Source organism: Holdemania massiliensis, assembly GCF_022440805.1.
In the GTDB taxonomy this organism is placed as follows: Bacteria; Bacillota_I; Bacilli_A; order Erysipelotrichales; family Erysipelotrichaceae; genus Holdemania; species Holdemania massiliensis_A.
On the sequence record NZ_JAKNTK010000001.1, the window covers coordinates 3,603,891 to 3,630,578 of the forward strand.

The 26,688-nt window shown below is 42.9% G+C and carries 26 protein-coding genes and 1 tRNA gene; 15 read left to right on the forward strand and 12 right to left on the reverse strand.

Translation table 11 applies throughout. From position 1 onward, the window contains the following. Positions 1 to 193 precede the first annotated feature (193 nt). The 4 genes from MCG46_RS16630 to MCG46_RS16645 all read right to left on the reverse strand — a co-directional run bounded on the left by MCG46_RS16630 (position 194) and on the right by MCG46_RS16645 (position 5,579). Complete coding sequence (locus MCG46_RS16630) at positions 194 to 889, reverse strand: metallophosphoesterase family protein (RefSeq protein ID WP_240280977.1); 696 nt, start codon at positions 887 to 889, stop codon at positions 194 to 196. Positions 890 to 1,028: 139 nt separating this feature from the next. Next, positions 1,029 to 2,903 carry an ABC transporter ATP-binding protein gene (locus MCG46_RS16635; protein WP_240280978.1) on the reverse strand — a complete coding sequence of 625 codons (1,875 nt, stop codon included), beginning with the start codon at positions 2,901 to 2,903 and terminating at the stop codon, positions 1,029 to 1,031. Beyond that, positions 2,890 to 5,106, reverse strand: coding sequence for an ABC transporter ATP-binding protein (locus tag MCG46_RS16640; RefSeq protein ID WP_240280979.1), 2,217 nt, complete (start codon positions 5,104 to 5,106; stop codon positions 2,890 to 2,892). Before MCG46_RS16640 ends, MCG46_RS16635 begins: the two co-directional genes overlap by 14 nt. Before the next feature lie 14 nt (positions 5,107 to 5,120). Next, positions 5,121 to 5,579: a MarR family winged helix-turn-helix transcriptional regulator gene (locus MCG46_RS16645; protein ID WP_020225477.1), complete on the reverse strand. Its 459-nt coding sequence runs from the start codon at positions 5,577 to 5,579 to the stop codon at positions 5,121 to 5,123. Positions 5,580 to 5,924: 345 nt separating this feature from the next. Here MCG46_RS16645 and MCG46_RS16650 point away from each other — a divergent pair, with 345 nt between their 5' ends. The 9 genes from MCG46_RS16650 to MCG46_RS16690 all read left to right on the forward strand — a co-directional run bounded on the left by MCG46_RS16650 (position 5,925) and on the right by MCG46_RS16690 (position 14,241). Beyond that, a complete protein-coding gene (locus MCG46_RS16650; RefSeq protein ID WP_240280980.1) occupies positions 5,925 to 7,925 on the forward strand; it encodes an HTH domain-containing protein in 2,001 nt (666 codons plus the stop codon). Between the two features lie 460 nt (positions 7,926 to 8,385). Further along, positions 8,386 to 9,180 (forward strand): PTS mannose/fructose/sorbose/N-acetylgalactosamine transporter subunit IIC, encoded by a 795-nt coding sequence (locus MCG46_RS16655; protein WP_240280981.1) that lies wholly within the window; start codon positions 8,386 to 8,388, stop codon positions 9,178 to 9,180. Then, positions 9,177 to 10,007, forward strand: coding sequence for a PTS system mannose/fructose/sorbose family transporter subunit IID (locus MCG46_RS16660; RefSeq protein WP_240280982.1), 831 nt, complete (start codon positions 9,177 to 9,179; stop codon positions 10,005 to 10,007). The genes MCG46_RS16655 and MCG46_RS16660 overlap by 4 nt, the downstream gene beginning before the upstream one ends. A 13-nt stretch (positions 10,008 to 10,020) precedes the next feature. Then, complete coding sequence (locus tag MCG46_RS16665; RefSeq protein ID WP_240280983.1) at positions 10,021 to 10,458, forward strand: PTS sugar transporter subunit IIA; 438 nt, start codon at positions 10,021 to 10,023, stop codon at positions 10,456 to 10,458. Next, entirely contained in the window at positions 10,455 to 10,967 is a 513-nt protein-coding gene (locus MCG46_RS16670) for a PTS system mannose/fructose/N-acetylgalactosamine-transporter subunit IIB (RefSeq protein WP_240280984.1), read from the forward strand. Before MCG46_RS16665 ends, MCG46_RS16670 begins: the two co-directional genes overlap by 4 nt. 4 nt (positions 10,968 to 10,971) lie before the next feature. Then, a complete protein-coding gene (locus MCG46_RS16675; protein ID WP_240280985.1) occupies positions 10,972 to 11,859 on the forward strand; it encodes a ChbG/HpnK family deacetylase in 888 nt (295 codons plus the stop codon). Beyond that, positions 11,849 to 12,703, forward strand: coding sequence for a ChbG/HpnK family deacetylase (locus tag MCG46_RS16680; protein WP_240280986.1), 855 nt, complete (start codon positions 11,849 to 11,851; stop codon positions 12,701 to 12,703). The genes MCG46_RS16675 and MCG46_RS16680 overlap by 11 nt, the downstream gene beginning before the upstream one ends. A 172-nt stretch (positions 12,704 to 12,875) precedes the next feature. Then, positions 12,876 to 12,960: transfer RNA gene (locus MCG46_RS16685), tRNA-Leu, on the forward strand. A gap of 306 nt (positions 12,961 to 13,266) precedes the next feature. Then, the gene (locus MCG46_RS16690; RefSeq protein ID WP_240280987.1) at positions 13,267 to 14,241 is read left to right on the forward strand and encodes an alpha/beta hydrolase; all 975 of its coding nucleotides are present in this window, start codon (positions 13,267 to 13,269) and stop codon (positions 14,239 to 14,241) included. 150 nt (positions 14,242 to 14,391) lie between these two features. Here the strand turns inward: MCG46_RS16690 and MCG46_RS16695 are convergent, their stop codons facing one another. After that, positions 14,392 to 14,628 carry a helix-turn-helix domain-containing protein gene (locus tag MCG46_RS16695; RefSeq protein ID WP_020225474.1) on the reverse strand — a complete coding sequence of 79 codons (237 nt, stop codon included), beginning with the start codon at positions 14,626 to 14,628 and terminating at the stop codon, positions 14,392 to 14,394. A gap of 128 nt (positions 14,629 to 14,756) precedes the next feature. Here MCG46_RS16695 and MCG46_RS16700 point away from each other — a divergent pair, with 128 nt between their 5' ends. From MCG46_RS16700 to MCG46_RS16715, 4 genes are all read left to right on the forward strand, one after another. Then, on the forward strand, positions 14,757 to 15,005 hold the full coding sequence (locus tag MCG46_RS16700; RefSeq protein WP_240280988.1) for a helix-turn-helix domain-containing protein: 249 nt from the start codon (positions 14,757 to 14,759) through the stop codon (positions 15,003 to 15,005). 255 nt (positions 15,006 to 15,260) lie between these two features. Then, a complete protein-coding gene (locus MCG46_RS16705; RefSeq protein ID WP_240280989.1) occupies positions 15,261 to 16,487 on the forward strand; it encodes a helix-turn-helix domain-containing protein in 1,227 nt (408 codons plus the stop codon). A 479-nt stretch (positions 16,488 to 16,966) separates the two neighbouring features. Beyond that, positions 16,967 to 17,341, forward strand: coding sequence for a DUF6809 family protein (locus MCG46_RS16710; protein WP_240280990.1), 375 nt, complete (start codon positions 16,967 to 16,969; stop codon positions 17,339 to 17,341). 1 nt (position 17,342) lies between these two features. After that, the gene (locus MCG46_RS16715) at positions 17,343 to 17,630 is read left to right on the forward strand and encodes a hypothetical protein (RefSeq protein WP_240280991.1); all 288 of its coding nucleotides are present in this window, start codon (positions 17,343 to 17,345) and stop codon (positions 17,628 to 17,630) included. A 554-nt stretch (positions 17,631 to 18,184) separates the two neighbouring features. Here MCG46_RS16715 and MCG46_RS16720 read toward each other — a convergent pair. After that, positions 18,185 to 19,606 (reverse strand): 6-phospho-beta-glucosidase, encoded by a 1,422-nt coding sequence (locus MCG46_RS16720; RefSeq protein ID WP_240280992.1) that lies wholly within the window; start codon positions 19,604 to 19,606, stop codon positions 18,185 to 18,187. 573 nt (positions 19,607 to 20,179) lie between these two features. Here MCG46_RS16720 and MCG46_RS16725 point away from each other — a divergent pair. Both MCG46_RS16725 and MCG46_RS16730 read left to right on the forward strand, forming a co-directional pair. After that, positions 20,180 to 20,392 carry a hypothetical protein gene (locus MCG46_RS16725; RefSeq protein ID WP_240280993.1) on the forward strand — a complete coding sequence of 71 codons (213 nt, stop codon included), beginning with the start codon at positions 20,180 to 20,182 and terminating at the stop codon, positions 20,390 to 20,392. 3 nt (positions 20,393 to 20,395) lie between these two features. Beyond that, the gene (locus MCG46_RS16730; protein ID WP_240280994.1) at positions 20,396 to 21,112 is read left to right on the forward strand and encodes a hypothetical protein; all 717 of its coding nucleotides are present in this window, start codon (positions 20,396 to 20,398) and stop codon (positions 21,110 to 21,112) included. 554 nt (positions 21,113 to 21,666) lie between these two features. On the opposite strand, the gene MCG46_RS16735 is transcribed toward MCG46_RS16730, so the two are convergent. The 6 genes from MCG46_RS16735 to MCG46_RS16760 all read right to left on the reverse strand — a co-directional run bounded on the left by MCG46_RS16735 (position 21,667) and on the right by MCG46_RS16760 (position 26,688). Continuing rightward, entirely contained in the window at positions 21,667 to 22,113 is a 447-nt protein-coding gene (locus MCG46_RS16735; protein WP_240280995.1) for a zinc-ribbon domain-containing protein, read from the reverse strand. 26 nt (positions 22,114 to 22,139) lie between these two features. Further along, on the reverse strand, positions 22,140 to 23,465 hold the full coding sequence (locus tag MCG46_RS16740; protein ID WP_240280996.1) for a replication-associated recombination protein A: 1,326 nt from the start codon (positions 23,463 to 23,465) through the stop codon (positions 22,140 to 22,142). A gap of 79 nt (positions 23,466 to 23,544) precedes the next feature. Further along, positions 23,545 to 24,573 carry a GGDEF domain-containing protein gene (locus MCG46_RS16745; RefSeq protein WP_240280997.1) on the reverse strand — a complete coding sequence of 343 codons (1,029 nt, stop codon included), beginning with the start codon at positions 24,571 to 24,573 and terminating at the stop codon, positions 23,545 to 23,547. A 16-nt stretch (positions 24,574 to 24,589) separates the two neighbouring features. Further along, positions 24,590 to 25,153, reverse strand: coding sequence for a DNA-3-methyladenine glycosylase I (locus tag MCG46_RS16750; protein WP_240280998.1), 564 nt, complete (start codon positions 25,151 to 25,153; stop codon positions 24,590 to 24,592). Positions 25,154 to 25,337: 184 nt separating this feature from the next. Next, complete coding sequence (locus tag MCG46_RS16755; RefSeq protein ID WP_240280999.1) at positions 25,338 to 25,979, reverse strand: CBS and ACT domain-containing protein; 642 nt, start codon at positions 25,977 to 25,979, stop codon at positions 25,338 to 25,340. A gap of 4 nt (positions 25,980 to 25,983) precedes the next feature. Beyond that, positions 25,984 to 26,688, reverse strand: a complete 705-nt coding sequence (locus MCG46_RS16760; protein ID WP_240281000.1) for an ABC transporter ATP-binding protein — start codon at positions 26,686 to 26,688, stop codon at positions 25,984 to 25,986.

Below are 26,688 nucleotides of genomic sequence, written 5' to 3' on the forward strand. Positions count from 1 at the left end.
TTTGCAGAATAGGTTCAGAGTTCTTTCCTAATTTTATTATACACGGTATTTTTTCGGTTGGATGCTGCGCCGGCGCAAAGTCATGGAAATGTAAGACTCTCATTCGTTTTTTGAAATTTTTAATCCTGCATCTTTCACTTTGAATTCATAGAAAAACCCGCAGAACTCAATTTGCGGGCTGACAAGAACGAAATCACAGGCTGAATTCTTTAATGTTTTCGAACATGATTTCTAATTGATCTATTTCTTTTTCGGTATGATAATGTCCGGCATACCATTTTCTATAAGTGAGTCGGCTTTCAATCTGATCCAGCCACTGTTCCGTCGATTTATCGACCTGACTTTGATCAACGCCCTCCAAAAACATTTCTGTTGGCTCATATTTTAACGGCACAGTATGACTCAGGACGACATCGACATTCCAATTTTGTTGTTCTAATTGCCGCTGGACATCCGCCTTGATCGCATCGGTTGGCTGTTCGTCCGGCCACCAGCCGAATCCATACATTAACCGAGTCCACTTATCCACACTGTAGGCTCCGCCGATGACCAGCGTTCGTTTTCCATCCAGATCAAAGAGCTCGCCATCTTTGGCAAAACAGAGATGAGGATACTCCGCTTCCACGTAAACCTGACCACCGTGCCATTCTTGAAGTTGATAGCCTGCGATGGTCTGAGGCCGTTTCTCATGGTTGCCATGGATGCAGAAAAGCGTGATCGGAAGAGAACTGAGAAATTGCTTCTTTTCCTGATCCCGCAGTCCTCCGCTGAAGTTAATTCCAGCGTCGCCGAGAATGATTAAAATGTCCTGAGGTTTTGTCTTCTGACTTTTACAAAACTGCTCGACGCGCTCAAACCGGCCATGCGTATCGCCTGTAATATAAATCATCTTTCCCCCTCCTTGCTGGGCTGGCTTCAGCCTTATCTAGCTTCATGATATTCATTTGAATTATTGATGTCAAGCGTTTGTTCCGCAATAAGAAAAGACCTGGCCGTCAGACCAAGTCTTCAATGAAACTGAGTGATGATTATTCACAATCTTCAAACTGTGAATTATACAGGGAAGCGTAGAACCCATTGTCCGTCATCAGAGAATCATGCGTTCCGGCTTCGACGATGTCGCCTTCTTTCATAACCAGAATCAGATCGGCATCCCGAATCGTTGACAGACGGTGGGCAATGATGAAGCTTGTCCGGCCTTTCATCAAGGTTTCCATTCCCTTCTGAATCAGAACTTCGGTCCGGGTGTCTACAGAGGAAGTCGCTTCGTCAAGAATCAGAATCTTCGGATCCGCAAGGAAGGCCCGCGCGATTGTCAACAGCTGCTTCTGACCCTGAGAAATATTGCCGGAATCGCCGTCGATCATCGTCTGATAGCCGTGATCCAGCGTCCGGATGAAGTGATCGACATGCGCTGCCTTCGCCGCCGCGATGACTTCCTGATCCGTCGCATCCAGCCGTCCGTAACGAAGGTTCTCCATCACCGTTCCGTTAAACAGCCAGGCATCCTGAAGCACCATGCCAAACAACGAACGCAGATCAGACCGCCGGTAATTGCGGATATCCTGACCATCCACATAGATCGTACCACTGTTCAGCTCATAGAAGCGCATCAGCAGCTTAACTATCGTCGTCTTGCCGGCGCCTGTCGGACCGACGATCGCCACACGCTTGCCGGCATTGATGAACATTGAGAAATCATTGATGATGATCTTATCCGGATTGTAGCCGAAATGGACATTTTCAAAAGTAACCTGTCCCTGAATCAGCGATTTTCCATGCCGGTCGCGAACCGGAACCGGATTTTCGGTTTCTGCTATTTCTTCTTCTTCATTTAAGAATTCAAAGACACGTTCCGCTGCCGCGGCGGTGGACTGCAGCACATTTACTGCCTGCGACAGCTGATTGATCGGCTGGTTAAAGTTGCGGACATACTGGATGAACGCCTGAATATCACCGATTTCAATAGCGCCCTTAATCGTCAGCCAGCCGCCCAAGATACAAACGCCGACATACCCGATATTGCCGATCAAGGTGGTCAGCGGCTGCATCATGCCGCTTAGAAACTGAGATTTCCAGGCTGAATCATACAGCTTCTGGTTGTGCTCGCTGAATTCTTCAATTGAACGGGCTTCACCGTTGAAGGCTTTCATGACGATATGCCCGGAATACATTTCTTCAATATGTCCGTTTACCGCGCCCAAAGCCGCCTGCTGACGAGCGAAGAAACGCTGCGAACGCTTGACGATCTGCAGAACCAGAATTGCCGAAAGCGGCAGGACACAGAAGGCCATCAAGGTCATTTCCCAACTGATCGACAACATGATGATCGTAAAGCCGATGAGCTGAACCATAGCGGTAATAATATTAGCCAAAGATTGATTTAACGTCTGCGATACCGTATCGACGTCGTTGGTCGCCCTAGACAGAAGATCACCATGGGAATGACCGTCGAAGTATTTAAACGGCAGCCGGTCAATCTTTTCCGCCAGCGCTTTACGCAGATCATAGGAAGCTTTCTGCGCGACGCCGGCCATCAGCCAGTGCTGGAAATAATTAAACAAGGCGGATAAGCCGTACAGACACAGTAAGAAAATCAGAATTTCAGCGATCCGGCCGAAGTTGATTCCCCCTGTACCAACCGCTTTGGCATGCAGTCCAACAGCCAGCTCCGTCGTCGCTTTGCCGAGTATCTTCGGTCCGACAACGGTCATCACCGTGGCCACCGCCGCAAACAGAATGCCAAAGAACATCGACAGCGAATAAGGCTTGATATAGCGCAGAAGCTGTTTCATTGTCCCATTGAAATCTTTGGCTTTTTCGCCTGTGCCGCGCATTCCATGACCCCCGCCCATCGGACCGCGGCGCATTGTCGGTTTCGGATTATGTTTAGTGTTCGTCATGACCCAATTCCTCCTTTGACAGCTGCGAATACGCAATTTCCTGATAGACTTCGCAGGTTTTCATCAGCTCATCATGCGTGCCGATGCCGGCGATGTGGCCTTTATCCATGACCACGATCTGATCCGCATGCATGATCGATGAAATCCGCTGAGCGACCAACAGTACAGTACTGCCGGTCTTCTCACACAATTCATTCAAAGCCTTGCGCAGCGCGGCATCGGTCTTGAAGTCCAGCGCCGAGAACGAATCGTCAAAGATATAGATTTCCGGATTGCGGACTAACGCACGGGCAATTGACAGCCGCTGCTTCTGACCGCCGGACACATTGGTGCCGCCCTGAGCGATCGGGGAATCATAACCTTCCGGCTTGGAATCAATAAATTCACTGGCCTGAGCAATTTCCGCCGCGTTCTTCAGCTGCGTCCAGTCGGCATTTTCATCGGCATAGCGTAGATTGGATTCAATTGTTCCGGAAAACAGCATGCCCTTCTGCGGAACATAACCGATTTTATGCCGCAGTTCCTGCTGACTGACTTCCCGGATATCCACGCCGTCAACCTCAATCGAGCCGGCCGTGACATCAAAGAAGCGCGGCACCAGGTTCACGATCGTTGACTTGCCGGAACCGGTCGAGCCGATAAAGGCCGTTGTCTGTCCCGGACGAGCTAAGAAGGAAATGTTTTCTACGACATTTTCTTCAGCACCCGGATAGCGGAAGGCTACATCCTTAAATTCCACATAGCCATGCTGAGCAGGATCGAAAGCCTTCGGCTGTTTCGGATCTTTGATGGAAAGATCACAGTTGAGCACTTCCATGACCCGCTTGATCGAAACCGCTGCCCGCGGCAGCATAACGGAAACCATCGTAATCATCAAGAACGCCATGATAATCTGCATGCTGTATTGGATGAACGCCATCATGTTGCCAACCTGCAGCGTTCCCATATCAATCTGATGACCGCCAACCCAGACGATCAGAATGCCGACGCAGTTCATCACCAGCATCATCATCGGCATCAATAAAGCCAAGGTCCGCTGGACAAAGAGATTGGTCTTGGTGACTTCGTTATTGACCTTGTCGAAGCGCTTTTCTTCATGTGCCTGGGTATTGAAAGCCCGGATAACCGGCAGACCGTCCAGGAACTCACGCAGAACCGCGTTCATCTTATCAAGCAGCTTCTGGATGATCGAGAACTTCGGCAGAACAACCGCAAAGGCAATGCCCATGATCGCCATGATAATTACGACGACCAAAGCAATAATCCAGGTCATCGACGCATTCGTATTGAGCACCTTGATAATCGCTCCGATGCCGATGATCGGCGCGTAGACGACAATCCGCATAAACATGACCAGAACCTGCTGAATCTGCTGGACATCATTGGTCGTTCGGGTGATCAGCGTGCCGGTGGAGAACTGGTTGAACTCCGCCGAAGAAAAGTTCTCAACCTTGCTGAAAACCGCTAAGCGCAGGTTGCGTGAGACGCCGGCGGCAATCCTTGATGCCAGGAAGGTGACGACGATCGCGCAGATCGTGCCGAACAAAGCAACCCCCAGCATGCGCAGACCGCTGCTGAAAATATAGTTGAGCTGAATGGAATCAGTATTGATGCCGATCGCCCGATATTCCATTTTGACAAATTGAGCCGACGCTACCGTTGAAGCATTCTCAGCCGCATCCTGAATGCCGGCGTTGATCTGCGTCATAACCGCGTCGAATTGTTCCTGCGGCATCTGCGAAAGCAGGGAAAACAGATCTACGTCCTCCGGCAGATTCAATTCCTGAAAGGCCTCGGTTTCTTTAAGGCTCGGAATTGTCAGAACAATCATTTCCGCTGGCGACAGTGCCGCGCTCAGCTGGCTGCGCTGCTCCTCCTCCAGCGAATTCAGGAAATAAACCGGCTCCTGTTCGGCCGTCGGGGCTTTCTTGATCTGCTGAGCACTGGCTTGACCTGCCTCAACTAAAGTATAGCTAGACTGAAACAGCTGTCGGTCTTCTTCATTCATAAACAGAAACAGCTTTTCCGCTTCGCTTTCCCGGATGACTTCCGGAACCGCGCTGCTGATCCCGCTGCTTTGAATTCCGACATCGACGATATCGGCCATGTAATCCGGCAACGCCAGTTCACACTGAGCTTGGGCAAACAACAGCACAATGACCGCCGCGATGGATAACGCGAACGGCTTAAGATATTTGACCATAGGTTACTCCTTTCTCACATTTCCTTAGAACCGCAGTTCGCAGGGTTTTGACAATAATCGACCGTCCGCTCCAGAATTCGGACCAAAGCCAGACTGTCGGCTTCGCCCAGATAGCGGAAATACGCTCCGATCTGTTCGCAGAACTCCTGTTCCCGCTGCTGCATCAGCTGACGTCCCTTTTCTGTAATCTGAATGTAGACGCTGCGCCGGTCGCTGTCAAGAATGACTCGTTCCACCCAGCCTTGCTGCTCAAAGGAGCGGATGCCCTGGGAAACGGCGGCTGGACTGACATGAAAATAATCCTTGATCTGACTCATCTTGATCATCCCTTCGGGATTGAGATGGATAATGCCATGCAGAATCATCATGTCGCGGGGGTTCATCGTCAGTTTCTTCCGGCCGCGGGGTTCGCTGCGCTGACGAAAGACATAAGCCAGCCGCAGAATCTTCTGAGCGATTTCCTGTTCATTCACGTCGATCACCTCTTTTGTCTAAATAGTTAAGCACCTTAATATTTAACTATGTGAACAGATTATACTCCACTCTCTATAAAATGCAAGAGTGTTTTTCATGTTTCCTACAAACTGGGGAAATTGTCAATTTACGTTAATTCTATCAGCTTTAGAATTTGATCTTCATCGTATCCATGAAAACATTTTTCTCATTGCCACAGCAAACATCCAAACAAGGTTAAAGTAGACTTATCAGCTCGCAATATTTATAATTAAAATAATTACAAACGCTTTAACAAAAGCATTTATTACCATAAAACTCAACCAAATAAAAAGTGGAAAAGCAACAAAAGGAGGAATAATGAAATGGAAAATGATCGCATTTTAGAACTGATTCGTCTATTAAAAGAATGTGCCGATCCTGTTTCCGGTGAAATCCTGGCTGCGAAGCTTCGAATTTCTAGGCGCACACTAATCAAAGATATCCAAGCCTGTAACTTAAGTATGCATGAAACCGGAATTAAAATTATATCCATGCGCCGGAAAGGCTATCAAGGTATCATTCTGGACAAAGCAAAGCTGGAACTTTTTTTAAATAGCAACGGAATGGAACAGCGCTCACTCAATCTTGAATCCGATATGGATTACCGGAAAAGACAATTACGCGCAGCGCTGGCTTTACAAGATTCACCGCTCAGCGTCAATGCTCTATCTGAAATCATCCATGTCACACCAAATGTAATTTTTTCTTACTTAAAAACATTCCGTGAAAACAATACATTTTCTCGTTTTAACTTAAAGCTGGTTACCCTTCCAAAAAGAGGTATCGAGCTGGAAGGTGAAGAATTTTACAAAAGATTTTATGTAATTCATACGACGATCAAGCTTGAATACACCAATTTAACTGTCAGTGCGGTCCATGATCTGGATATATTGTTTAATGATCCGCAAGCGGAAGAAATCAGAAATTTTCTGATCACACAGTTAGAATTTGAAACTTTCGCAATCTCTGACTACTCTGCCGCCTGGCTTGTTTGTTATCTTCTGCTTGCTCAAAATCGCATAAGCAAAGGTCAATTCTGCCGCTTAGACATCTGTTCAGCAACACTGAAAGCAACACCTGAATATCACGCGGCAGCCAAGATTGGCCGGCATTTTTTCGCAAGTCAGCCGGAGCCTATCCTCTTTAGTGAAATTTTGGGTTTGACCGTTCTTTTGTTGTTATATAACGAGAAGAACTACACACTAGAAGAATTAATGATTTACGGCGAATATACAGACAAAGCAAAACATTTTTTGCACAGTATCAACACTAGTCTGAAAAAAGATTTTAATTTCGCTTTCACTTCCGTTAAGCACTCAGAATCAGTCATGCTCAACGTCTTACTCCGATTGGTCTTTTACTTTGAATTTGGCTTGGAAAAAATTTCTGTCCAGCCGGTAGGACTTCGTGGTTATTATCCGCGTGTAATTCAGGATCCGGTGATCTGCGAACTCGCTCGCTATGCCCAGCAGGTCACGCTGATAACTAGCAATAAAAAAATGTGGTCTTTTACCACCACACTGCTTGCTCAAATGTTTGAAACTGTGATTACTTTAATTCCCTGCAGTCAACCATTAAACGCCGCCCTGTTAGTTGGTGAAGGCATGGTCTATGGTGAAGGAATCCTCACTTATCTTCAACGGAACTTTCCAACGATGTTCGCGCGAATTGATTTCATTCATTCCTTTGATGTCCGCAATCAAAACTTCCAACAATATGATCTTGTTCTGACCACTGCCAGTCCCTCAGCAATTAAGTCCAATATTCCAACCTTTAAAATTCCTTTTTTTGCAGAAGAAAATTTTAGTTATCTGGCTGAAATTATTCCAACGCTGGTAAAAATGCAGAAAATGAAAGCCTTTAAAAACCTTGAAATAAAGCTGTCTGCGCAATATCTCCGGAATTATCATTATACGAACAAGCAACTCTTAATTAGTCAGATTTTCTATGCTGTTACTGATTCCTGGGACGCTTTGCAGCAAAAAATTCAAAGGTTCGCAATCAAAGATAAAATAAAAAAATACAATCCGATGAATGAAGTCTTATTTATCTTTGATATGGAAGCTGATGCGAATGAAAGTATCGTTTTTGTTCAATTTGATAATAGTTATAAATGGTATGAATACACCGTTAAATATGTTCTTTACCTGTCTTACAATCCTGCCGGGAATCTAATAAAACTGAAATTCATGCATTTGCTCTTTAACGAATTAGCATCAGCCCCCGTACTAATCGACGAAATCATGCAGAAGCAAGAGAAAAACATTGATCTGATTCAAATGTTTGAGTTAATTTCATTCCACTGTCCTGAAAAGGATAATTAAATATCTCTATTGCTAAAACCTCATTCAATTGCAACTCTGATATTGGGTATGAGTTTTTATATTATCCGGCCTTTTTACACGAAGATGCCAGAATACTCTTTTCATTCATCGTAATTTTATAATATTTCTCCTTTCTTTATTATTCTTTACCTAAATTAAGCTGATCGCTCCATCATCGGCTTTTTTCTTTATGCCAAGCTTTTTCTTAAAACAAACTACTGATATACATCGTAAAACTTCTATATAAATATCCCTATGCGAGTTCACTTCCATCTCAGTTCACTTCAAATTGTGAAGCTCATCTGATTACGCTGTAAAGTGTGAAACTGCCGAGATTTACATCCCTTCAGAATCCTCTACAATGAAATCAGAGAGCAGAGGAAAGTTAATTTTCTGATCAGAAAGCAGACAATAGCTTTCCTGTCTTAATCTATGACAAGCAAGTTAGGAGGGATAGATCATGAACATGCTTGTACCTGCCCTGCTGGTGACATTCGGCCACTGGCTTACCATCCGGCTTGAAGCACTTACCTGGACTTCCGGCAATATTACTCGACCGATATTAGTCGGTCCGCTGATCGGCCTGCTTCTAGGCGATGTAAAAACGGGTATTATCCTAGGTGGAACGTTGGAAGCCATTTTCATGGGCGTCAATGCGATCGGAGGTCAGAAACCTGCCGATCAGAATATCGGAACCTGTATCTGCGTAGCCTTTGTCATTCTGACAGGTGCCGATATGGAAGCAGCCTTGGTTTTAGCCGTACCTGTTGCAACCTTAATCAAAAATATTACCAACTTGTTAAAGCCAATTAAGAATTTTCTGGCGCCGCTACTTCAAGGCTATGCTGCCAAAGGTGACCGGAAACATTTCGAATTTGTAAACTGGCTGGGCGTCCTGGGTGTCTTCGGCTTAGATACATCTTTGATTTTATTCCTATGTATCTTTTTAGGCGTTAATTCTCTGGATGCCGTTATGGCGGCGCTGCCGGCCTTCATCATGACCGGACTGAGTACTGCAGGAAACATTCTAGTCGCTGTCGGCTTGGGACTTACTTTATCGATGATTTGGAGCAAAGAGCTAGGAATGTTCTTCTTTATCGGATTTTTATTAAGCAAAGCCGTTGGTATGACACAGATTCAAATTGCAGTTATGGGCGCCGCAATTGCGATCATCTATTACTTTATTTCTGTTGCGATAGCTAAAGCGGCAAAAACAGGTGCCGCAATTGATGAAGAGGAGGATATATTTCAATGAGCGGAATTCTGGACGTTAAGTCTTCCATGTCGAAAGAGGAAAAGAAAACACTGAATAAAATCCTTTCCCGGTCACGTTTTATCAATGCTGTCGGTACCCAGGCTCAGTCACAAGGCAACGTCTTCTTAATGTCTTTAGCTCCAGTACTCGATGAACTATACAAGGATAACGATGAAGAACGGATTGCCGCCTATGTCCGGCATACACAATATTTTAATTGCCAACAAACAGGTACTGTATTCTTGATCGGCATGGCCTATGGACTTGAAAAACAGCATGCTGCAGGCAAGATTCCAGGCTCTGCCGTACAAGATGTCAAGCTTTCTCTCATGGGTCCACTGGCTGGCATTTTGGATCCAATCTATATGACCGTAATTCGTGTTATCGCTGCTGGCATAGGTATGTCGCTGGCAGCAACAGGTTCACTCTTAGGGCCTATCGTGTTTTTCCTGATTTACGGCGGTACTCAATTCTTTGGCAAATATTTCGGTATCCGTTTAGGTTATACACTAGGTGACAAAGCTTTGGAAAAACTGTTTGGTTCTGGTCTGGTAAAACAGTTGACCAGTGCTGCCTCTATTCTTGGTTTGATGATGATGGGATGTATGACTTCAACCACGGTCAAAGCAGACTTGGCATGGATTATTAATGCCGGCACGGTATCTGTCGATGTTCAGGCAGTTCTCGATAGTATTTTTCCAGGGTTGCTTTCTGTAATTATTACCTTAGTTGTCATGAAATTAGTGAAAAACAAAGTATCCGTGATGAGTCTATGTTTGTGGATCATTGGCATTTGTATTTTACTCGCAGCGATCCATATCATTTAAGGAGGATAAAACCATGAACCAAATCTTTTTGGCAACGCATGGTCACATGGCCAGTGGTGTAAAATCTTCTTTAGATTTACTGATTGGAACAACCCAGCATATTACAACTTTTGATGCTTATGTGGATAATAGAAATCTTGAGGAAGAGCTGAATCAGTTTTTCCTTACCTGTACAGAGGAGGATGTCGCCCTCTTGATCACCGATCTTTACGGCGGCAGCGTTCACAATCAGCTGACAGCCTATATCACAAGACACAATACCTTTCTGATCAGCGGCTTTAATCTTGCGTTTTTATTAGAACTTTGTGTTAATCCACAAATAAACATAACCTTGGAAAAGCTGCTTGCATTAATTGAAGAAAGCAAAATGATGTTCCGTTATGTTTCCACAACAGATTTTCAAACCGAAATCGCTGATGAAGATATATTTAATGAGGAGGTCACTTCATGATTACGATCGTAAGACTGGATGAACGTTTAATCCATGGCCAGATCGGTGTCGCCTGGGCCAGCCGAATGGGAACGGACACTGTTGTTGTGGTCAATGACAAAGCCGCTTCCAATCCCCTCTCTAAGCAAACCTTATTGGCTGCGGCACCGCGCAACAATAAAACCGTAGTTAAAACCGTAGATCAGGCAATTCAGATTTTGAATGATCCGCGCTGTGAAACGAAGAAAATCTTTGTTATCGTCGGCAACTGGGATGATCTCTATACAATCGCCACGCGTGTTCCAGACGTTACTTATTTAAACATCGGCAATTATGGACGCATGGCGCCATCAAATCCGGGCCTTACCCGCCAGGCTTATTCCGCTGATATCTTCCTAGATGAAATTGAAATTGAGAAAGTAAAAAAGATCATGGCGCTGCCATTGCGCTGCGAATGTCAGACAATACCTGAAAATCCAGCTGTGCCGCTGGCTGATTTACTTACAAGAGGGATTCAAAAGAAAGGGTGATTTAATGAAGCTTTGTTATAGAGCAGACGATTTTGGCTACACAGTGCCATTTAACGACGGGGTATTTAAAGCAATTGAACAAGGCATCATCACCCATGTGGATATTATGCTGGATACACCGGGAGCCGAAGATGCAATGGTAAGAATCAAAGATTATCCTTGGATCAGCATCGGATGGCACACTCACTTTTGGGGGCGGCCTGTACTGGATCCAGCCCTTGTTCCTTCGATGGTCAATGAGGAAGGTAAATTCAAGTTCCGGAAAGATCAATCTCTCCGACTCAGCGTTGATTATGATGAAACGGTGGCTGAATTCCGTGCTCAACTTCAAAAAATGATGAGCATTACCGGACGCATTCCGGATACCGCAAATATCCGCAACCAGGGCAATTTCGAAAGAGCGAAAAAACAGGTCTGTGATGAATATCATATTTGCTACAATTTCGCTGACGGTATGACTGAGCGTCAAACTGGAAAGGCCATGCCGATTGAAGAACGTTACAAAAAGTACAATATTCAGCAGCTCAAAGGGGCGCAGAAAGGCGGTACAATATACGATATGGAATATTTCTGGGATTGTTATGATCCAGCCAAAAAAATAATGAATATTGATGTTGAAAAACATATAAATTCCAGTTTTATCGGCGCCTGTCATCCTGGATTTTTAGACGATATTATTCTAAGCGAATCCAGTTGTCAGCTTGCACGAGTTCGTGACTGTCAGGCAATGTGTGACCCTGCCCTTCGCCACTGGATCATTGAGCATCGTGTTGAACTAGTTAACTGTCGGGATTTACTATATGGAACACATGAATATCAAAATCATTTACAAGCTATCGGAAGTGATTTATTTATTAATATAAAAGAAGGAGAAATGAGCAATGGGTATTAAATTGATTGTCCGCGGTGCGGACATGGGCTATACAAAAACTTTTGATGAAGGTGCGCTGAAGTCGATGACCGATGGTGTTGTAACCAGCGCAGATGTGATGATGGATACGCTGAATTCCGATTGGATGCTGCAGAAGCTACGAGAAATGCCATGGATTTCCGTTGGCTGGCACATGCATTTATGGGGCCGCCCGGTAGCTGATCCAGCTTTAGTTCCTTCTATGATTAACGCTGAAGGAAAGTTTAAATTCCGCAAAGACAGTTCTTTGATGAATACTGTAAAATATGAAGAAGCTTTGATAGAATTACGAGCTCAAATCGAAAAATGTATCCGGATTCTTGGCCGTGCCCCAGATATGACCAGTGTTCGCGGCAATGGACCGATAGAACGTGCAAAGCGCAAGGTCTGCGAAGAATTTAATATTAAAATGAATACAACATATGGTGCTGGCCGCCGCAAACCTTATTTAAGTGAACCGGATGAAGAATGGAAGCCTTTAAAAATTTATGAAGTTCCTATTCATGACCGGGATGATCTCTCTTTTGAAATGAGCAAATTTAAAGATTATAATCCGGCAGCCGTCATGAAATCCATTGATTTAACCCAAACGGATAGAATCTGGCTTCGTGGAGGACACCCAGGATATCTTGATGATTATATTTTGTCAGAGTCTACTTGCCATGTCCATCGCGTCGCTGATTTAAAAGCTCTTTGTTCTCAGGAAATTAAAGACTGGATTATAGAAAATCAAATTGAGTTGATCAACCATCGTGATGCTTTATATGGAACAAGTGAATATCAAAATCATTTAAAAGCAATCAACAGTCCGCTAGCTATTAAGTAACAAACAAAATTTTTATAAAAACGAGCGCACTAGCAGCTCGTTTTTATATAGGAATTAAGAAAGTTGAAAATCTGACATTTTTTTGATTATTAGCATCAAAAAAAGCTTGCAAAACATTAGATTTTAGTGTAGTATATAAAAGCAGTCGGAAAATCGGCTGTTTAATATACATGCGGTAGTGGCGAAATCGGCAGACGCGCACGTTTCAGGGGCGTGTGGGTAAAACCATGTGGGTTCAAGTCCCACCTACCGCACCATATAGATCATTCAGCTGAACGCAGTGAGCGGGCAGCTTTTTTGTTTTTAATCCGTCTTTACTCTCCGCTGGACAATTCAGCCGAGATCCGTTCAGGCAGAGTCCTCGCAAATTCCTTTGGATATCAATGCGTTTCCTTTTACTTTCCCCTGTCTTTCCTAACAAACGTTATTTCTTCCCTTAAACTTGTATCCAATTGTGTCACGGCGAACACCCGAATTTTATTTTGACATACAAATTATTTTCTGATATACTGTTTCCTCGTTCAGGTTCCTTGTGAACCAACCTGAAAAGAGGATGAATCATCATGAAGAAAAAAACAAAAATTTTAATATCCGTTCTGGTTCTGGCGGCCGCAATTCTGACAGCCGGCAGCTTTTGGGCCGGCAACTATTTAGTGGACTATGCTCTCTATCGGACAGATCAGGCGCCGGAGTCTGCCCATGACGGCAAAGCTCCGGTTGGAGAAACGTATGGAAACGAAGAAGCCAACAAAGCTCAGGAACAGGCCTTGACTGATGCTTGGCTGGAAACTGTCAGTATCGAAAAAACGGAGATTGTCAGTGAAGACGGACTGACTCTGCGTGCCCTGCAGTATACCGCTGATCCGTCCGCTCATCGTTATGCCCTGGTCATTCATGGCTACACGTCCAACAAAGAAGCGATGCAGACTGAAGCACGGCACTTTTCCGAACTGGGCTATACTGTGATCACGCCGGACAATCGTGCGCATGGTGAAAGCGACGGTTCGTATATCGGCATGGGCTGGCTCGACCGCAAGGATCTGCTGCTTTGGATTCAACAGATCGTGAATCAGGATTCTCAGGCTGAAATCATCTTATATGGGGTTTCCATGGGCGGCGCAACCGTCATGATGACGGCAGGTGAAGAATTGCCGGACAACGTCAAAGCTGTGATTGAAGACTGCGGCTACACCTCTGTCTATGATATGTTTAAAAATCAGTTAGACTATCGCTTCGGCCTTCCGGAATTTCCGTTTTTAGCCACAGCCGATGTCATGACCGGAATTCGTGCAGGTTATCATTTCAAGGAAGCCTCCGCTCTTGAGCAGCTGAAAAAAGCATCCGTTCCAATGATGTTTATCCACGGAAGCAACGATACCTATGTGCCGACAGACATGGTTTATCAGGTATATGAAGCCTGTCCTACTGAAAAAGAATTATTAGTCGTTGAAGGCGCCGCCCATGCAGCCAGCGCGGATGTTGATCCTGAATTGTACTGGAATTCTGTTACCGCCTTTCTCAACCGCTTCCTTAATTAAATTGTCAGAATGACTTGCTTGCAGATCATTCAATGGTGAATAAAGAAAAGAAAGAAACCATGTCTTCGCTGTATAGCTAAAGGCATGGTTTTTTAATCTGGAAATTCCATCTCAATATTTCTTTTTATAGCTTTTTATATTATATGGATCTTAATCATCATCGACATCATCAAAAATTTTCGAATCGAAAAATTCAATCATAGACATGTTCATGCCTTTGCATATTTTAAATAAGATTTTAATCTTTATATCATCATGAATCCCCTGCATAAACTGCCTAATCGTAGGGTCTGGAACACCTGCATTTTGAGCAAGAGCATGCAGTGATATATTAAACTCCTCACAAATTTCTTTTATTCTATATCTAACGGCGTCATTTATTTTCATATCACATTTCCCTACTTACCCTTTAAAGGCATTATATAATCCTCGGAAAATATAAATAGACTAGCATTTCTAAAAATTGACTTACTTCATTCGAACGAATATACTAGAATAAAAGTGAGGAACTTATTATGCAAGCAATAAATGATAAACAAATAGATTCCCATCTTGAGGAGGAAGAATTAAAAATAAAATTGAAATATTTGTTTAATCAAAGAAAAATGTCTTATACGAAATTAGAGATCATAACGGGTTACTCTCAAGAAAAGCTAAGAAGCATCATAAAGGGCGAAGCCGATCCAGGAATTAATGAATTAAATACTATACTTAAAGCTCTAGGTTCTAGCTTGATTGAAATTTATAGAAAGAGGCCTCTTTAATTTTTTATTAGTTAGGCATGTAGACTGTATGACCGTACATCATAACAGGATTTAACGGAGTCCCTGTTAAGAAAATCGCGGTTAAAACAATCAAAAATGTTTTTCTCATCTGTACCTCCTTTTTAACAAGCGCTTGTATGATTTGATTATATTAACGTATTCTCTAATTAACAATGACTTATGGTTGCACAAAATAGGTGCCAGAGAATAGTTTTAAGCTAAGGATGTAAGAACAAATTTCAAAAGAGGTAATATATGAATAATAAAGAACTTATCGGCTTGATCATTAGAAACAAAAGGAATGACCTTGATTTAAAGTCTTTGTATGTAGCCAAAAAAGCCAATATATCTGCACCCTATTTTAGTCATATAGAAAATGGACATGTTCATGCCGATCCCTTAGTTTTATCTGCAATATATGATATATTGCAGATCGAGTTTAATAATGACGAAAAATGGCTGAACAAGAAAATCAAAGAAATCAAAATGTTGCACCAATCTATTTATGATTACGACATAGAACATAGGAATAAACTATATGAGAAGATGATCCACGATGAGGAAAAATTGGTTAGCTCTATCTTAATCCTCGATTATTTAATTGCGAAATTAGCCTATAATTCAACAAGTTATAAAAGCGACGAATGCAAAAAAATCATGAATTTTTTAGATCGTGTCCAAGATAGAATGACGGCAGAACAGCAAAACTTCTATATTTATTATGTTGCGGTTTATTATAAAAATGAAAATCAACTTACTAAATCCAAAATTATGTTATATGATTTGTTACAAAAAGGATCGCAAGAAACAATAATTCCAATGATATATTATCAGCTAGGACAAATTGAAACACGATTAAATAACTTAAGCCAGAGTTATTTCTGCAATAAGCAAGCCTTAACTCTATTTGAAAATACCGGAAATATTCGCAGGATATTTCAAGTATTATCCGCTATGGCCTCGATCCAGACGTATGAGAAAAATTATAAAGAAGCGGATAAAAAGTTTCAAGAAGCCATCAAAATGACAAAGATATTAGCTGTTTCTAGTCTTGAAAAAAACATCGTATATTGCAACGCTAGTTGGAATGCGATTTGTTCTAAGGATTATAAAAAAGCATTAAAATATATAGAGCATGTTACAGAACTGAATAATAACCCATCAGAATATTATTTTAACAAAGCATGGAGTTTATATCATCTTAAAAGAAATCAAGAATTAGATGAATTCTTAAAAGATGTATCTAAACAACAAGTTAATGATAAGTATATATGGGATTGCCTGACCTTTGTCAAATTATTAAATTCTAAAGGGAACAGCAAAGTTATTGAAGATCACCTGCTTCAGATGGAAAACTATATTAGTGTAGAAGGGGATTACGAAGCAAAGGCCTTTCTTTATACGCAGCTAATTAGTTTTTATAAAAGAACTCGTCAGTATAAAAAAGCCTTACACTTTGCAGAAAATTATATTAACAGCTAATCAGTATTCTTTCTGTTGAATCGGGCAATGATTTTTCAACAATGTATTAATCTTCATTCGATCATTTTTGAATTTAGTTATAGCAGTCTATGGATAAGCAAGATTACTGTCCAATGAGAAATTTTGACTTGGGGGGAATCAAAAAAAACAATCATAACCCCGATAATGACCTAAATCTTAACTCCCTGGGCATTCATTTGCTTTCTTATTTAATCTTGAAGTTAAGCGATCTCTGATAAAATTTAAGTCATCCGTCATCCGTCATCAGTCCCGCTTTCTATCATGCTCTCCCTTGGACTCTAAGCAATTTCTTTACACAAACAGACTTTTTAAAAATCGCGTTTTTCTGTTTTGAATATAACCTGTTTAAACTAGCTTGCAATACCGAGCGAACATTTATCTCGGACTTTAAAATTATAAATAACATGATCATTCTATGTGAATAACAAAAAAGCTTATATATTAGGAGGGATAATGCAATGGAAATAAAAGAATTATTTGCACAGATCACAGAAAGCAATAAAAAAACTGGAAACGAAAATGGAAAGTGGATGAAAAATATATTTGATCTTCTTTATTATGGAGACCTACGCCCATCCGAGGCTGTGCCCAAGTCAACAGAATATAATGATGCCGTAACGGAAACGTCTAAACTCAGTGAAGAAATTGTTGATTATTTACAAAAAGTAATGCCAGATCAAGAAGCTTTAGATTTATTCCGCAACTATGAAGCGGCAGAAGCCAATGTTACAGACTTAGAAAAAAAATATGTGTTCGAGCTAGGTTTTATGTTAGCCTATAAAATTCATCATCAGATGGCACTAGATGAATTCGGAACTCAGGAAGAAATATAGTATGGAAAAAGAACTCATAAGAGAACTTTATCTTGGAAATTTTAGGCCCTTTCATACAGCCCAATCCCAGACAGAACAAATCTGTAGAATAAAAGAAGAACTGGAAGAAATAATGAACGAAATTAAGCACACTAAGGACAATGTGGAAATAGAAAATTTATTGTTCAAACTAGACGAATGCATAAATCAACTGGTCGATGAAAATGGACTTTTCTATTTTAAAGCAGGAATTAAATTTGCAACTGATTTTTATACAGAGATTAACGATGATGCATTGTATAATATTTAATCGTTGAACAAGTCGGTTAGGAAGTGAAGAATGCCTCTTCTCCTTAGCTGAGTGCCTTCCATACTTGCCTGCAGTCCCAAATATCGTTTTTAAGACTTGGCACATCCAACACCAATAGTTTGACTATTGATCTTGAGACGGGATTTTGGTTTTCCCTTCGACTCGCAGGTGTTCCCTCAACATTTTTCGCTGAGTTTTCTCTTAATTCACTGCCGGTATTCCCCATAAAAGCTCCTTTTTTAATGCTATGTTCGTCATTGTCCCCTACTTGCTAGATAAGTCGGAACGCACTTTAGTAACCATCACTAGAGTTGCACAAACTGTTTATAAGAACTATCAATAACTAATAATAATTTAATAAGAAATTTCAACACATTTCAAAAGCGAAGAATAAATGCATTAATAAAAACTAATATACAAAAGATGAATAATACAAAAAGTCGTTTCACTGAAATTGTTAATAACGAAATAAAACATAAAAAAAGAAAGAAACCATGTCTTCGCTGTGAAGTTGAATGCTCCCTTTGAAGGCATGGTTTTCTTAATCCGAAAATTCAGTCTAAGTCTTCGCCGTTGGAGGCAATAACCTTTTTATACCAGGCAAAAGATTTCTTTTTAGACCGCTGAAATGTCCCCTGACCGAAATCATCGCGATCGACATAAATGAATCCATAACGTTTGGACATTTCACCCGTTCCGGCGGATACCAGATCAATCGGCCCCCAGGTCGTATAGCCTAATAAATCAATTCCATCCTGTTCAACCGCATCCTTCATCGCCTGAATATGCGCACGCAAATATTCAATTCGATAGTCATCTTGAATCTCACCGGTTTCATCCGGAACATCCATGGCCCCTAAACCGTTTTCCACAATGAACAGCGGTTTCTGATAGCGGTCATATAACTCATTCATGGTGATCCGTAAGCCCAGCGGATCGATCTGCCAGCCCCATTGCGAAGCTTCCAGATAGGGGTTTTTAACTCCTTTCATCATATTGCCTTCCCCTTGGAGCTGCGGATCACTGCTGGCAACACGGGAAGAATAGTAGCTGAAGGAAATGAAATCGACCGTATTTTCTTTCAGCAGTTTCTTCTCTTCCTCACTCATCGGCAATTCAAAATGGTGCCGTTCAAATTCTTTTAAGGCGTAAGCAGGATAGGCTCCACGGCTCTGAACGTCAATGAAAAAATAGTTTTTATGATTTTCCTGCTGCGCAGCGAACACATCTTCTGGCTTACAGGAATAAGGATAATAACTGCCTGCCGCCAACATGCAGCCCAGCTTGTTTTCCGGATCAATTTCATGTCCGATCTTCACAGCCCAGGCACTCGCGACCAGTTCATGATGCGCCGCAGTATAGAGCGTTTTAAATCGATCCTCATCAGATTCAAAACAGATGCCGGCACCCATAAACGAACCATGAAGCAGCACGTTAATCTCGTTAAATGTCAGCCAGTAATGAACCAACCCTTTATACCGCGTAAATAACGTGGTGACCAAGCGCTTGTAAAAGGTTACCAGCTTGGGATTCCGCCATCCGCCGTAAGCCTTAATCAAATGCATTGGACAATCAAAGTGGGTAATTGTGACTAACGGTTCAATGCCATAACGGTGACATTCGCGGAAGACCTCTTCATAGAAACGCAGCCCTTCTTCATTGGGCTGTTCTTCATCTCCCTGCGGATAAATCCGGCTCCAGGCGATGCTCATGCGATAGGTCTTAAATCCCATCTCCCCGAACAGCCGAATATCTTCTTTGTAATGATGATAAAAGTCAATGGCTTGTTTGGCCGGATAATAATAGCCTTCTTCAAAATCAAGCATGCGTCGATTGCCGGAAACAACAGCCCAGCGTTCACTGCCATGGGGAATGACATCGACGTTGGCCAGTCCGCGCCCACCTTCATTATAAGCCCCTTCGCATTGGTTCGCCGCCGTTGCACCGCCCCATAAAAAATCCTTTCTTAGTGGCATGTTTTTCCTCCTTTACCCTACCTGCCGCAGGATCATTTCTGCTTTCATTATAAGAAGATTAAGATCTTTTTTCCATGTTCTTTTTATAAATTTTAAAGCAAAAAGTATAGCATCCAAATTATCAGCTCTTGCAAAACTTATTTTTATGGAATTATGGGTTAGCTCAAAACTAAAAACCTATTTAATAATACTGCATTAAACATAATTTATACCTATAATTATGAAGCAACAACTATAGGTAATGAAGAAAACACTGGAAATTGAAAAGTTCTGTTATAAGCATTCTTTCATTTTATAACAGAGAGAAAAATAGAAGAGCGTTGTTTAATTCGCTTGATGTAACACATTTAATAACTAAGGAATCTTATGGTAAAGAATTCACGTCAGGATATGATATAAAAAATGATATGATTACAGTCTATGATAGTTATGATTATTGATGATCCTGTTCTTAATTTTTAATTACACATCTGTTTCTTTCAAGTTAGAATATGATGGTGTACGTTTACACAGGCTAGTATACTTCTTAAATCCTATAAGTTATAATTTAAATAAAAGAGGAGGATATTTTTAATGAAAAAAATATTTTTAACCTTGACTATCATCACAATGCTAATGGGAGGAATTACATCAGTAAGTGCTGAAACAAACTGTCCGCATGTTCATGATAATAAATGTGGATACGATGAAAAGACAGGAATTAGATGTACACATGATTGCGAAAGAGGTGAGCATCCAGAATGTGATCCGCGGCTTCGAATGGGATGTATGTATTGTAAGAGATAATTAATGGATCCGTTAGTTGGGAAAAGATTAGGGAAAATCATTATGACTATTAAAAATTTATTAAAATTGCTTCTAATTACAACTTTATTAATAAGTTGCTCAAATCGCAAAATAAGCATAAATGGCTATATGGACTTGCCTGAATTCAAAGTGTATAAACGAGAAGGAGTATTTCAGAGTAATCACAATGATATGTATCCAGCTATTGTTGTCAACAAAGAAGGCTGTGAAGATTCCATAGAAGAAGTTTTTGGAATAGGTAAATCATGGGGAAACTGTTACAAAATAAAAGATGATCAAAAGTTAAGCTATGGAAGCTATTTGCAAGCTTTACCAGACTCTAACTTAGATATTTATTTAGTAAAATTAGGAAACACAGGATTGGAAGATATACCTATAGGAATAACTGAATTTTATAAATATATAAATGATACTGATCTTTATGTTGAAATACCAATAATTTTTGATCTCAATGTACATTCAGATATTATAAGAAATAGTATAAGGCAAGTCACTTTCACTCAATATGACGAAGATAAAAGGAAACAAAAAACATTTACATTTAGCAAAGTAAATAAATATGGATTTTATCTAAGGATAATGCAAGTTGAACTTGATGAAGAAGGACATTATTTAAATGAAATTACAAAGTCTTTTACATTCTTCATAACATCAAAATATTATAGTTCTGATTATGAATTAGAAATTGTCGGCTTTTGAAGAATTTTCATAATAATTTAAATTTAGTCTACACCATAAATATTCATTAAACAAATGATTAAAATTAATAAGAGCATCCAATACCCTTATTAAATAATTTTGTTCATGTAGCCTTAATAAGACAATGATAATCTAATTTATTAGGTTGGTAAAAAGGAAAAAAGATAGAAAAGAAGACGATAAAAAGTCGGAAATTTCTATCTTTCAATATTGTAGGTAAAGAGAGAAAAGAAAGCGATTATATTTTGTATTTACCTCTGCGTTTGCCTTGACGACAATCTGATTTAAGAAAGGCTGTGGCAGAATAAAAGATGTGATGATTTAGGGAATAAACAACTTTCTGCGAAAACGAGTAAAATTGGAAACACCACTGGAGATAACGATCCTTTAACCGCTTTTCTTTTATCATACCAAAATTATTACAAAATGCACAATTAAGCGCTGATCTAACTTTTAGAATAAATTGGGAAAAGCACTTATCAATAAAAAATACCGTACTTCCACGAAACGGAAAACGGCATTGACTGAGTTCAATTCTAACTAGGAATACACGATTAATAAAACTGCCGGAACTGATTTTCCCGCTGGGCTGCCTGCCTTAAGGCCTTGACGATTTCCTCAAAAGAACGATCATCGACATGAAAATCAAAGCGCAGACGGACCCGCTCGCGCAGCGTTTCGTCATCCAACGCTCCGCTTGCCTGAAGCTGTACGCCGATGTATTCGATCATTTCGTTCATCTGCTTTTCGCTCGGCATCCACTGCGCCTGCTTCAGACAAAAATCCTTTTCCGTTTCTTCGATTTCAAAACCTGCTTTGCAGCGTGAACAGGCGATTCCCCAATGTTTGCCCCAGCGCACAACTGGGACAAAAAACAATGAAACCTGCTGTGCTTGTTCCATCAGGTAAAAGTGACTTAATTTCCCGCAGTGCGGACAAATCCGAACTCCCAAATAAGCTTTTTTGCGATGCCCAGAACCGGCACCGATCATGATCAACATGGCGTCCCTCCTTGTTTGCTGTTTTCTTATTTCTTACGGTGCTGCTTCTGCCACGCTTCGATCTGTTCCATGCGCTCTTCAATCCGGCTTTCCCGTCCCTGTCGGGTCGGCACATAATATTTCCGATCCAGCAATGCGTCCGGAAGACACTGCAAGGTTGTCAGTTTTTCTTCCGTATCGTGGGCATATTGATACCCTTCGCCATAATGCAGCTCCTTCATCAACGATGTCGGGGCATTGCGGATCGCCAGCGGCACCGGCTCCGCCAAATGCTCCAGCGCGTCCTTCTTGGCCGCTTCATATGCCATATACAAAGCATTGGACTTGGGCGAAAGCGCCATATACACCACGGCCTGCGTCAGATTGACGCTGCACTCCGGCATACCGTTAAAATGACAGGCCTGATAAGCCGCAACCGCGACCTCCATCGCCCGGCTGTCCGCCATTCCGATATCCTCGCTGGCAAACCGCACAACCCGGCGCGCCACATACAGCGGATCCTCGCCTGCTTCCAGCATCCGTGCCAGCCAGTAGATAGAAGCCTGGACATCGCTGTTGCGCATCGACTTGTGCAGCGCGGAGATCAAATTGTAATGTTCCTCGCCCTTTTTGTCATATAACAAGGATTTGCGGTTGATGCACTGTTCCAGATGTTCCTTTGTTACATGAATTTCCTCACCGTTCTTCTCACCGTTGAGCACGACCATTTCCAGCGTATTCAGTGCCGTTCGGGCATCGCCGTTGGCAAAGTTGGCGATCATCCACAACAGATCATCGTTGAGATCGACCTGATAATTGCCAAAACCCCGCGGGTCCTTTAATGCCCGGCTCAGCAGTTCCATTAAGTCTTCGGTAGATAAAGCCTGCAGCACAAAGACCTTACAGCGTGAAAGCAGCGCCGCGTTGATCTCAAATGATGGATTTTCCGTGGTCGCGCCGATCAGAATGATGCTGCCCTTTTCCACAAATGGCAGAAACGCATCCTGCTGAGCCTTGTTAAAGCGATGGATTTCATCGACGAACAGAATCGTTTTCTCCCCCATCTGACGGTTCAGCTCTGCTTTATTCATGACTTCTTTAATTTCTTTGATTCCGCTGGTCACCGCACTGAAATCCACAAAATGCGACTGCGTGCGTTCGGCGATAATGCGCGCCAATGTCGTCTTGCCGACCCCGGGTGGACCCCAGAAGATCATTGAGGACACCTGGTCCTGTTCGATCAGCTGCCGCAGAATTTTCCCTTCGCCCAACAAATGTTTTTGTCCGGCAACTTCTTCCAGCACCTTCGGCCGCAGCCGGCTGGCCAGGGGACTGTTCAGATCGCGATCGTCAAACAAGGATTTCTGTTCCATGATCATCGCCTCCTGTGCTTATTATACATCATTTTTATCCATTTCAGCGCCTCAGTTTGAATTTTATTCAACTTCAGTTCTATTCCGCAACGATCTGATCTTTTCCCTGCCGTTTGCCGCGGTACATTCGTTCGTCTGCCAGTTTGACCAGATTCTCAATGTCCTTATCCAACAGACCGCAGGTTAAGCCAAACGTCATCGTAACGTGGATCTGATAGCCGTCATAGGAAAACGGATAGCTGCGGATGCTTTCGGCGATGACCTGAAGCTTTTGCTGAGCCTGCGTCAGGTTGTCATCCGCAAACACAAGCAGAAATTCTTCCCCGCCCCAGCGGCAGACCAGTGTTTCTTCACTTTCCCGCATCAGTCGGGATGCCGTTGCCAGCACGTAATCCCCGCAGATATGTCCATATGTATCGTTGACCAGTTTAAAATCATCCAAATCTCCTAGGGCAACGCAGATTGATCTTCCCTGGAGTGAAGCTAACTGATCGTTCAGCCCGTAACGGCTGAGCGCACCGGTTAAACCATCCACGGAAGCAGCTTCCTGCAGCTCTTCATTGCGGCGCTGCAGCCGTCCCTGAATTAAAGAAGAGGAAACGTTGAAAATCGCTGAAGAAATCAAAATGATCAGAAAACTAGCTAGGGAGTTGAACAGATAGATACTGTTGATTACAATGGCAGGAAGCTCCACGCTTGCCTCAACCCAGCTGCCTCCCAATTTCAAACTGAAAAACAGAATGATCTCCAGGATAGAAAACAGATAGGGAACCGCACTGCGGCGATATGGCCGGATATACACCAGAGAGGCCATGGCGATCAAATACATCGGCATTCCGGCTTCCCAGCCCAACGTGACCGTACTGACTGTTACAAACACTCCGACTTCCAGATGAATCAATGTAACCGCTAACCGATAGCGGCTATAGTAGACTAACAGCGACATGATCATATAAAAGACGGTGCTGAAAACATTATAATAAACTAACAGCGTGACCTGCAGCCAGCCGCCTAGGGCAATATAAAGCATGTGCACAAGCATGCCGAGAACGATAATCTGTTGATAGACACGGCCGACGGTACTTGGATTATCTATTTTTCCGCTCACTGCTTATGCCTCCTTCCTACCTTTGAGACTGAACTTGAGCTGCACAGAAACAAGCCGGCTCATGACCATCAAGAAAACCGGCGGCTTCCAGAAAGGCTTCGACTGTGACCGAGCCGAGGAAACGCATCCCTTTTTGTTTCAGTTTTCGAGCCAGATCATCCGACCAGACAGTCGTGGCCCGGGGAATGTCCTGCAGCTTCACTACTTCCTGCGGCATAACCGTTTGAATGAAAGCCAAAAATGATCCGTATTCCTGCTGGATGGCAAGAAAGCTGCGGGCATTGACAATCGCGGCCTGGATCTTTCCGCGATGACGGATCAGCTGCGGATTCTGCATGAGCGAATCTACCTTTGCAGCATCATAGTTCGCTATTAAATTCGGATCGAAATGATCCATCGCGGATCGAAACGCCTCCCGTTTATGCAGCACAATCTGCCAGGACAATCCGGTATGGAAAGATTCCAGAATCAATAATTCAAACAATTCCCGATCCCCGCGAATCGGTTTTCCCCATTCTTCATCATGATAGGCCTTCAGCTGCAGCGATCCGCATTCAGCCCAACGACAGCGTTGTTTCATCTGATCGATCCTCATGGCAGCCGCTTTGCCACCTTTCCTTTTTCTTTCTTTTATTATACCAGAAATCTTTCTTCCCGCACCAAAGCAAAGCCAATCCAGGATTTCAATTTTACTCTGCTTCAGACATTCTTCGATGAACAAAAGAAAAGGCAGCCTGGATCTCGACTGCCTCACCGTCAAATTTTCAGTCTGCACGCGTAATCAGAGAAGCCACGGTATAGCCATGATCCTTCAATAACTTCTGCATCACCTGCGGCTCAACACCGCGGGCTCGGATGACAACATCGGTCTGTTCTGCTTTTCGATAAACCGCCAGATTGGTAATCTGAGCTTTTTCACCGAAGAACAGCCCTGTCAGATCCGCCAGAATTCCCGGCTTATCTTCGACAGGAATCACATATCGGCTGCCTTCTTCATAATAGCCTAAAAGATCAATAAAAGCTTCAAAGATATCATTCTGTGTGATAATGCCGACAACTTTGGACCCTTCCGTGACAACCAGACATCCGATATCATGCTGACGCATCAGCACCGCCGCTTCTTCCAGCAAGGCATCGGGATGAATCGTTACGACGTCCTTGATCATGACCGATTCCACGGTGCTCTTGGCTAACAGATAATTAAGCTCGTACACCGAAAGACTGGTGGCCTTGCTCGGTGTGTTCTCGGCAATCGTGCCTTCGGTTACCAATCCGACCAGATTTTGTCCGGCAACCACCGGAATTCGATGGAAATCCCGTTCCGCCATCAAATCCAGTGCCGCACTGATTGAGGTATCCTTACTGATGCAGTAAGGATTCGCGGTCATGCGATCTTTCACCAACATACTCTTATCCTCCTAAATAGGCTTTCTTAATGTCTTCACTGGCTGCCAGTTCCGCTCCGGTGCCGCTTAACACAACACTGCCGGTCTCCAGCACATAAGCCCGATCGGCAATCCCCAGCGCCATCTTCGCGTTTTGTTCAACCAGCAGTACCGTCGTTCCCTGGGCATTGATATCCTGAATGATCGAAAAGATTTCCTTGACCAGAAGCGGGGACAGGCCCATGCTCGGCTCATCCAGAAGCAGCAGCTTCGGTTTGGCCATCAAAGCCCGGCCCATCGCCAACATCTGCTGCTCACCGCCGGACAACGTCCCGGCCAGCTGTTTCTTGCGCTCTGCCAGCCGCGGAAAGCGCTGATACACACTTTCCAGATCCCTTTCAATTTCGGCTTTATCCTTGCGCAGATACGCCCCCATCTGCAGGTTTTCGGCAACACTCATATCCGGGAAAATTCTTCTTCCTTCCGGTACCTGTGTAATCCCGGCTTTTACGATATCCCGGGCATTTTTCTTTGTCATCGGCTGCCCCAGAAATTCAATCTCGCCGCCGCTTTTTTTCAGCAGGCCGCTGATCGCATGCAGCAGCGTTGTTTTCCCAGCTCCATTGGCGCCGATCAGCGCAACGATTTCCTTTTCCTGCACTTCCAGGGATACGCCTTTTAAGGCTTGAATAACACCGTAATGGACACTTAAATCGGTTATTTTCAGCAT

What these genes read in the sequence shown, in the direction of transcription:
- MCG46_RS16695 (WP_020225474.1), bottom strand. Translation starts at nt 14,628, where the DNA reads ATGAAAATAAATGACGCCGTTAGATATAGAATAAAAGAAATTTGTGAG.
- MCG46_RS16705 (WP_240280989.1), top strand. Translation starts at nt 15,261, where the DNA reads ATGAATAATAAAGAACTTATCGGCTTGATCATTAGAAACAAAAGGAAT.
- MCG46_RS16755 (WP_240280999.1), bottom strand. Translation starts at nt 25,979, where the DNA reads ATGTTGGTGAAAGATCGCATGACCGCGAATCCTTACTGCATCAGTAAG.
- MCG46_RS16710 (WP_240280990.1), top strand. Translation starts at nt 16,967, where the DNA reads ATGGAAATAAAAGAATTATTTGCACAGATCACAGAAAGCAATAAAAAA.
- MCG46_RS16640 (WP_240280979.1), bottom strand. Translation starts at nt 5,106, where the DNA reads ATGGTCAAATATCTTAAGCCGTTCGCGTTATCCATCGCGGCGGTCATT.
- MCG46_RS16740 (WP_240280996.1), bottom strand. Translation starts at nt 23,465, where the DNA reads ATGGAACAGAAATCCTTGTTTGACGATCGCGATCTGAACAGTCCCCTG.
- MCG46_RS16735 (WP_240280995.1), bottom strand. Translation starts at nt 22,113, where the DNA reads ATGTTGATCATGATCGGTGCCGGTTCTGGGCATCGCAAAAAAGCTTAT.
- MCG46_RS16720 (WP_240280992.1), bottom strand. Translation starts at nt 19,606, where the DNA reads ATGCCACTAAGAAAGGATTTTTTATGGGGCGGTGCAACGGCGGCGAAC.
- MCG46_RS16655 (WP_240280981.1), top strand. Translation starts at nt 8,386, where the DNA reads ATGAACATGCTTGTACCTGCCCTGCTGGTGACATTCGGCCACTGGCTT.
- MCG46_RS16760 (WP_240281000.1), bottom strand. Translation starts at nt 26,688, where the DNA reads ATGCTGAAAATAACCGATTTAAGTGTCCATTACGGTGTTATTCAAGCC.
- MCG46_RS16665 (WP_240280983.1), top strand. Translation starts at nt 10,021, where the DNA reads ATGAACCAAATCTTTTTGGCAACGCATGGTCACATGGCCAGTGGTGTA.
- MCG46_RS16635 (WP_240280978.1), bottom strand. Translation starts at nt 2,903, where the DNA reads ATGACGAACACTAAACATAATCCGAAACCGACAATGCGCCGCGGTCCG.
- MCG46_RS16660 (WP_240280982.1), top strand. Translation starts at nt 9,177, where the DNA reads ATGAGCGGAATTCTGGACGTTAAGTCTTCCATGTCGAAAGAGGAAAAG.
- MCG46_RS16700 (WP_240280988.1), top strand. Translation starts at nt 14,757, where the DNA reads ATGCAAGCAATAAATGATAAACAAATAGATTCCCATCTTGAGGAGGAA.
- MCG46_RS16650 (WP_240280980.1), top strand. Translation starts at nt 5,925, where the DNA reads ATGGAAAATGATCGCATTTTAGAACTGATTCGTCTATTAAAAGAATGT.
- MCG46_RS16750 (WP_240280998.1), bottom strand. Translation starts at nt 25,153, where the DNA reads ATGAAACAACGCTGTCGTTGGGCTGAATGCGGATCGCTGCAGCTGAAG.
- MCG46_RS16730 (WP_240280994.1), top strand. Translation starts at nt 20,396, where the DNA reads ATGGATCCGTTAGTTGGGAAAAGATTAGGGAAAATCATTATGACTATT.
- MCG46_RS16675 (WP_240280985.1), top strand. Translation starts at nt 10,972, where the DNA reads ATGAAGCTTTGTTATAGAGCAGACGATTTTGGCTACACAGTGCCATTT.
- MCG46_RS16680 (WP_240280986.1), top strand. Translation starts at nt 11,849, where the DNA reads ATGGGTATTAAATTGATTGTCCGCGGTGCGGACATGGGCTATACAAAA.
- MCG46_RS16670 (WP_240280984.1), top strand. Translation starts at nt 10,455, where the DNA reads ATGATTACGATCGTAAGACTGGATGAACGTTTAATCCATGGCCAGATC.
- MCG46_RS16690 (WP_240280987.1), top strand. Translation starts at nt 13,267, where the DNA reads ATGAAGAAAAAAACAAAAATTTTAATATCCGTTCTGGTTCTGGCGGCC.
- MCG46_RS16630 (WP_240280977.1), bottom strand. Translation starts at nt 889, where the DNA reads ATGATTTATATTACAGGCGATACGCATGGCCGGTTTGAGCGCGTCGAG.
- MCG46_RS16725 (WP_240280993.1), top strand. Translation starts at nt 20,180, where the DNA reads ATGAAAAAAATATTTTTAACCTTGACTATCATCACAATGCTAATGGGA.
- MCG46_RS16715 (WP_240280991.1), top strand. Translation starts at nt 17,343, where the DNA reads ATGGAAAAAGAACTCATAAGAGAACTTTATCTTGGAAATTTTAGGCCC.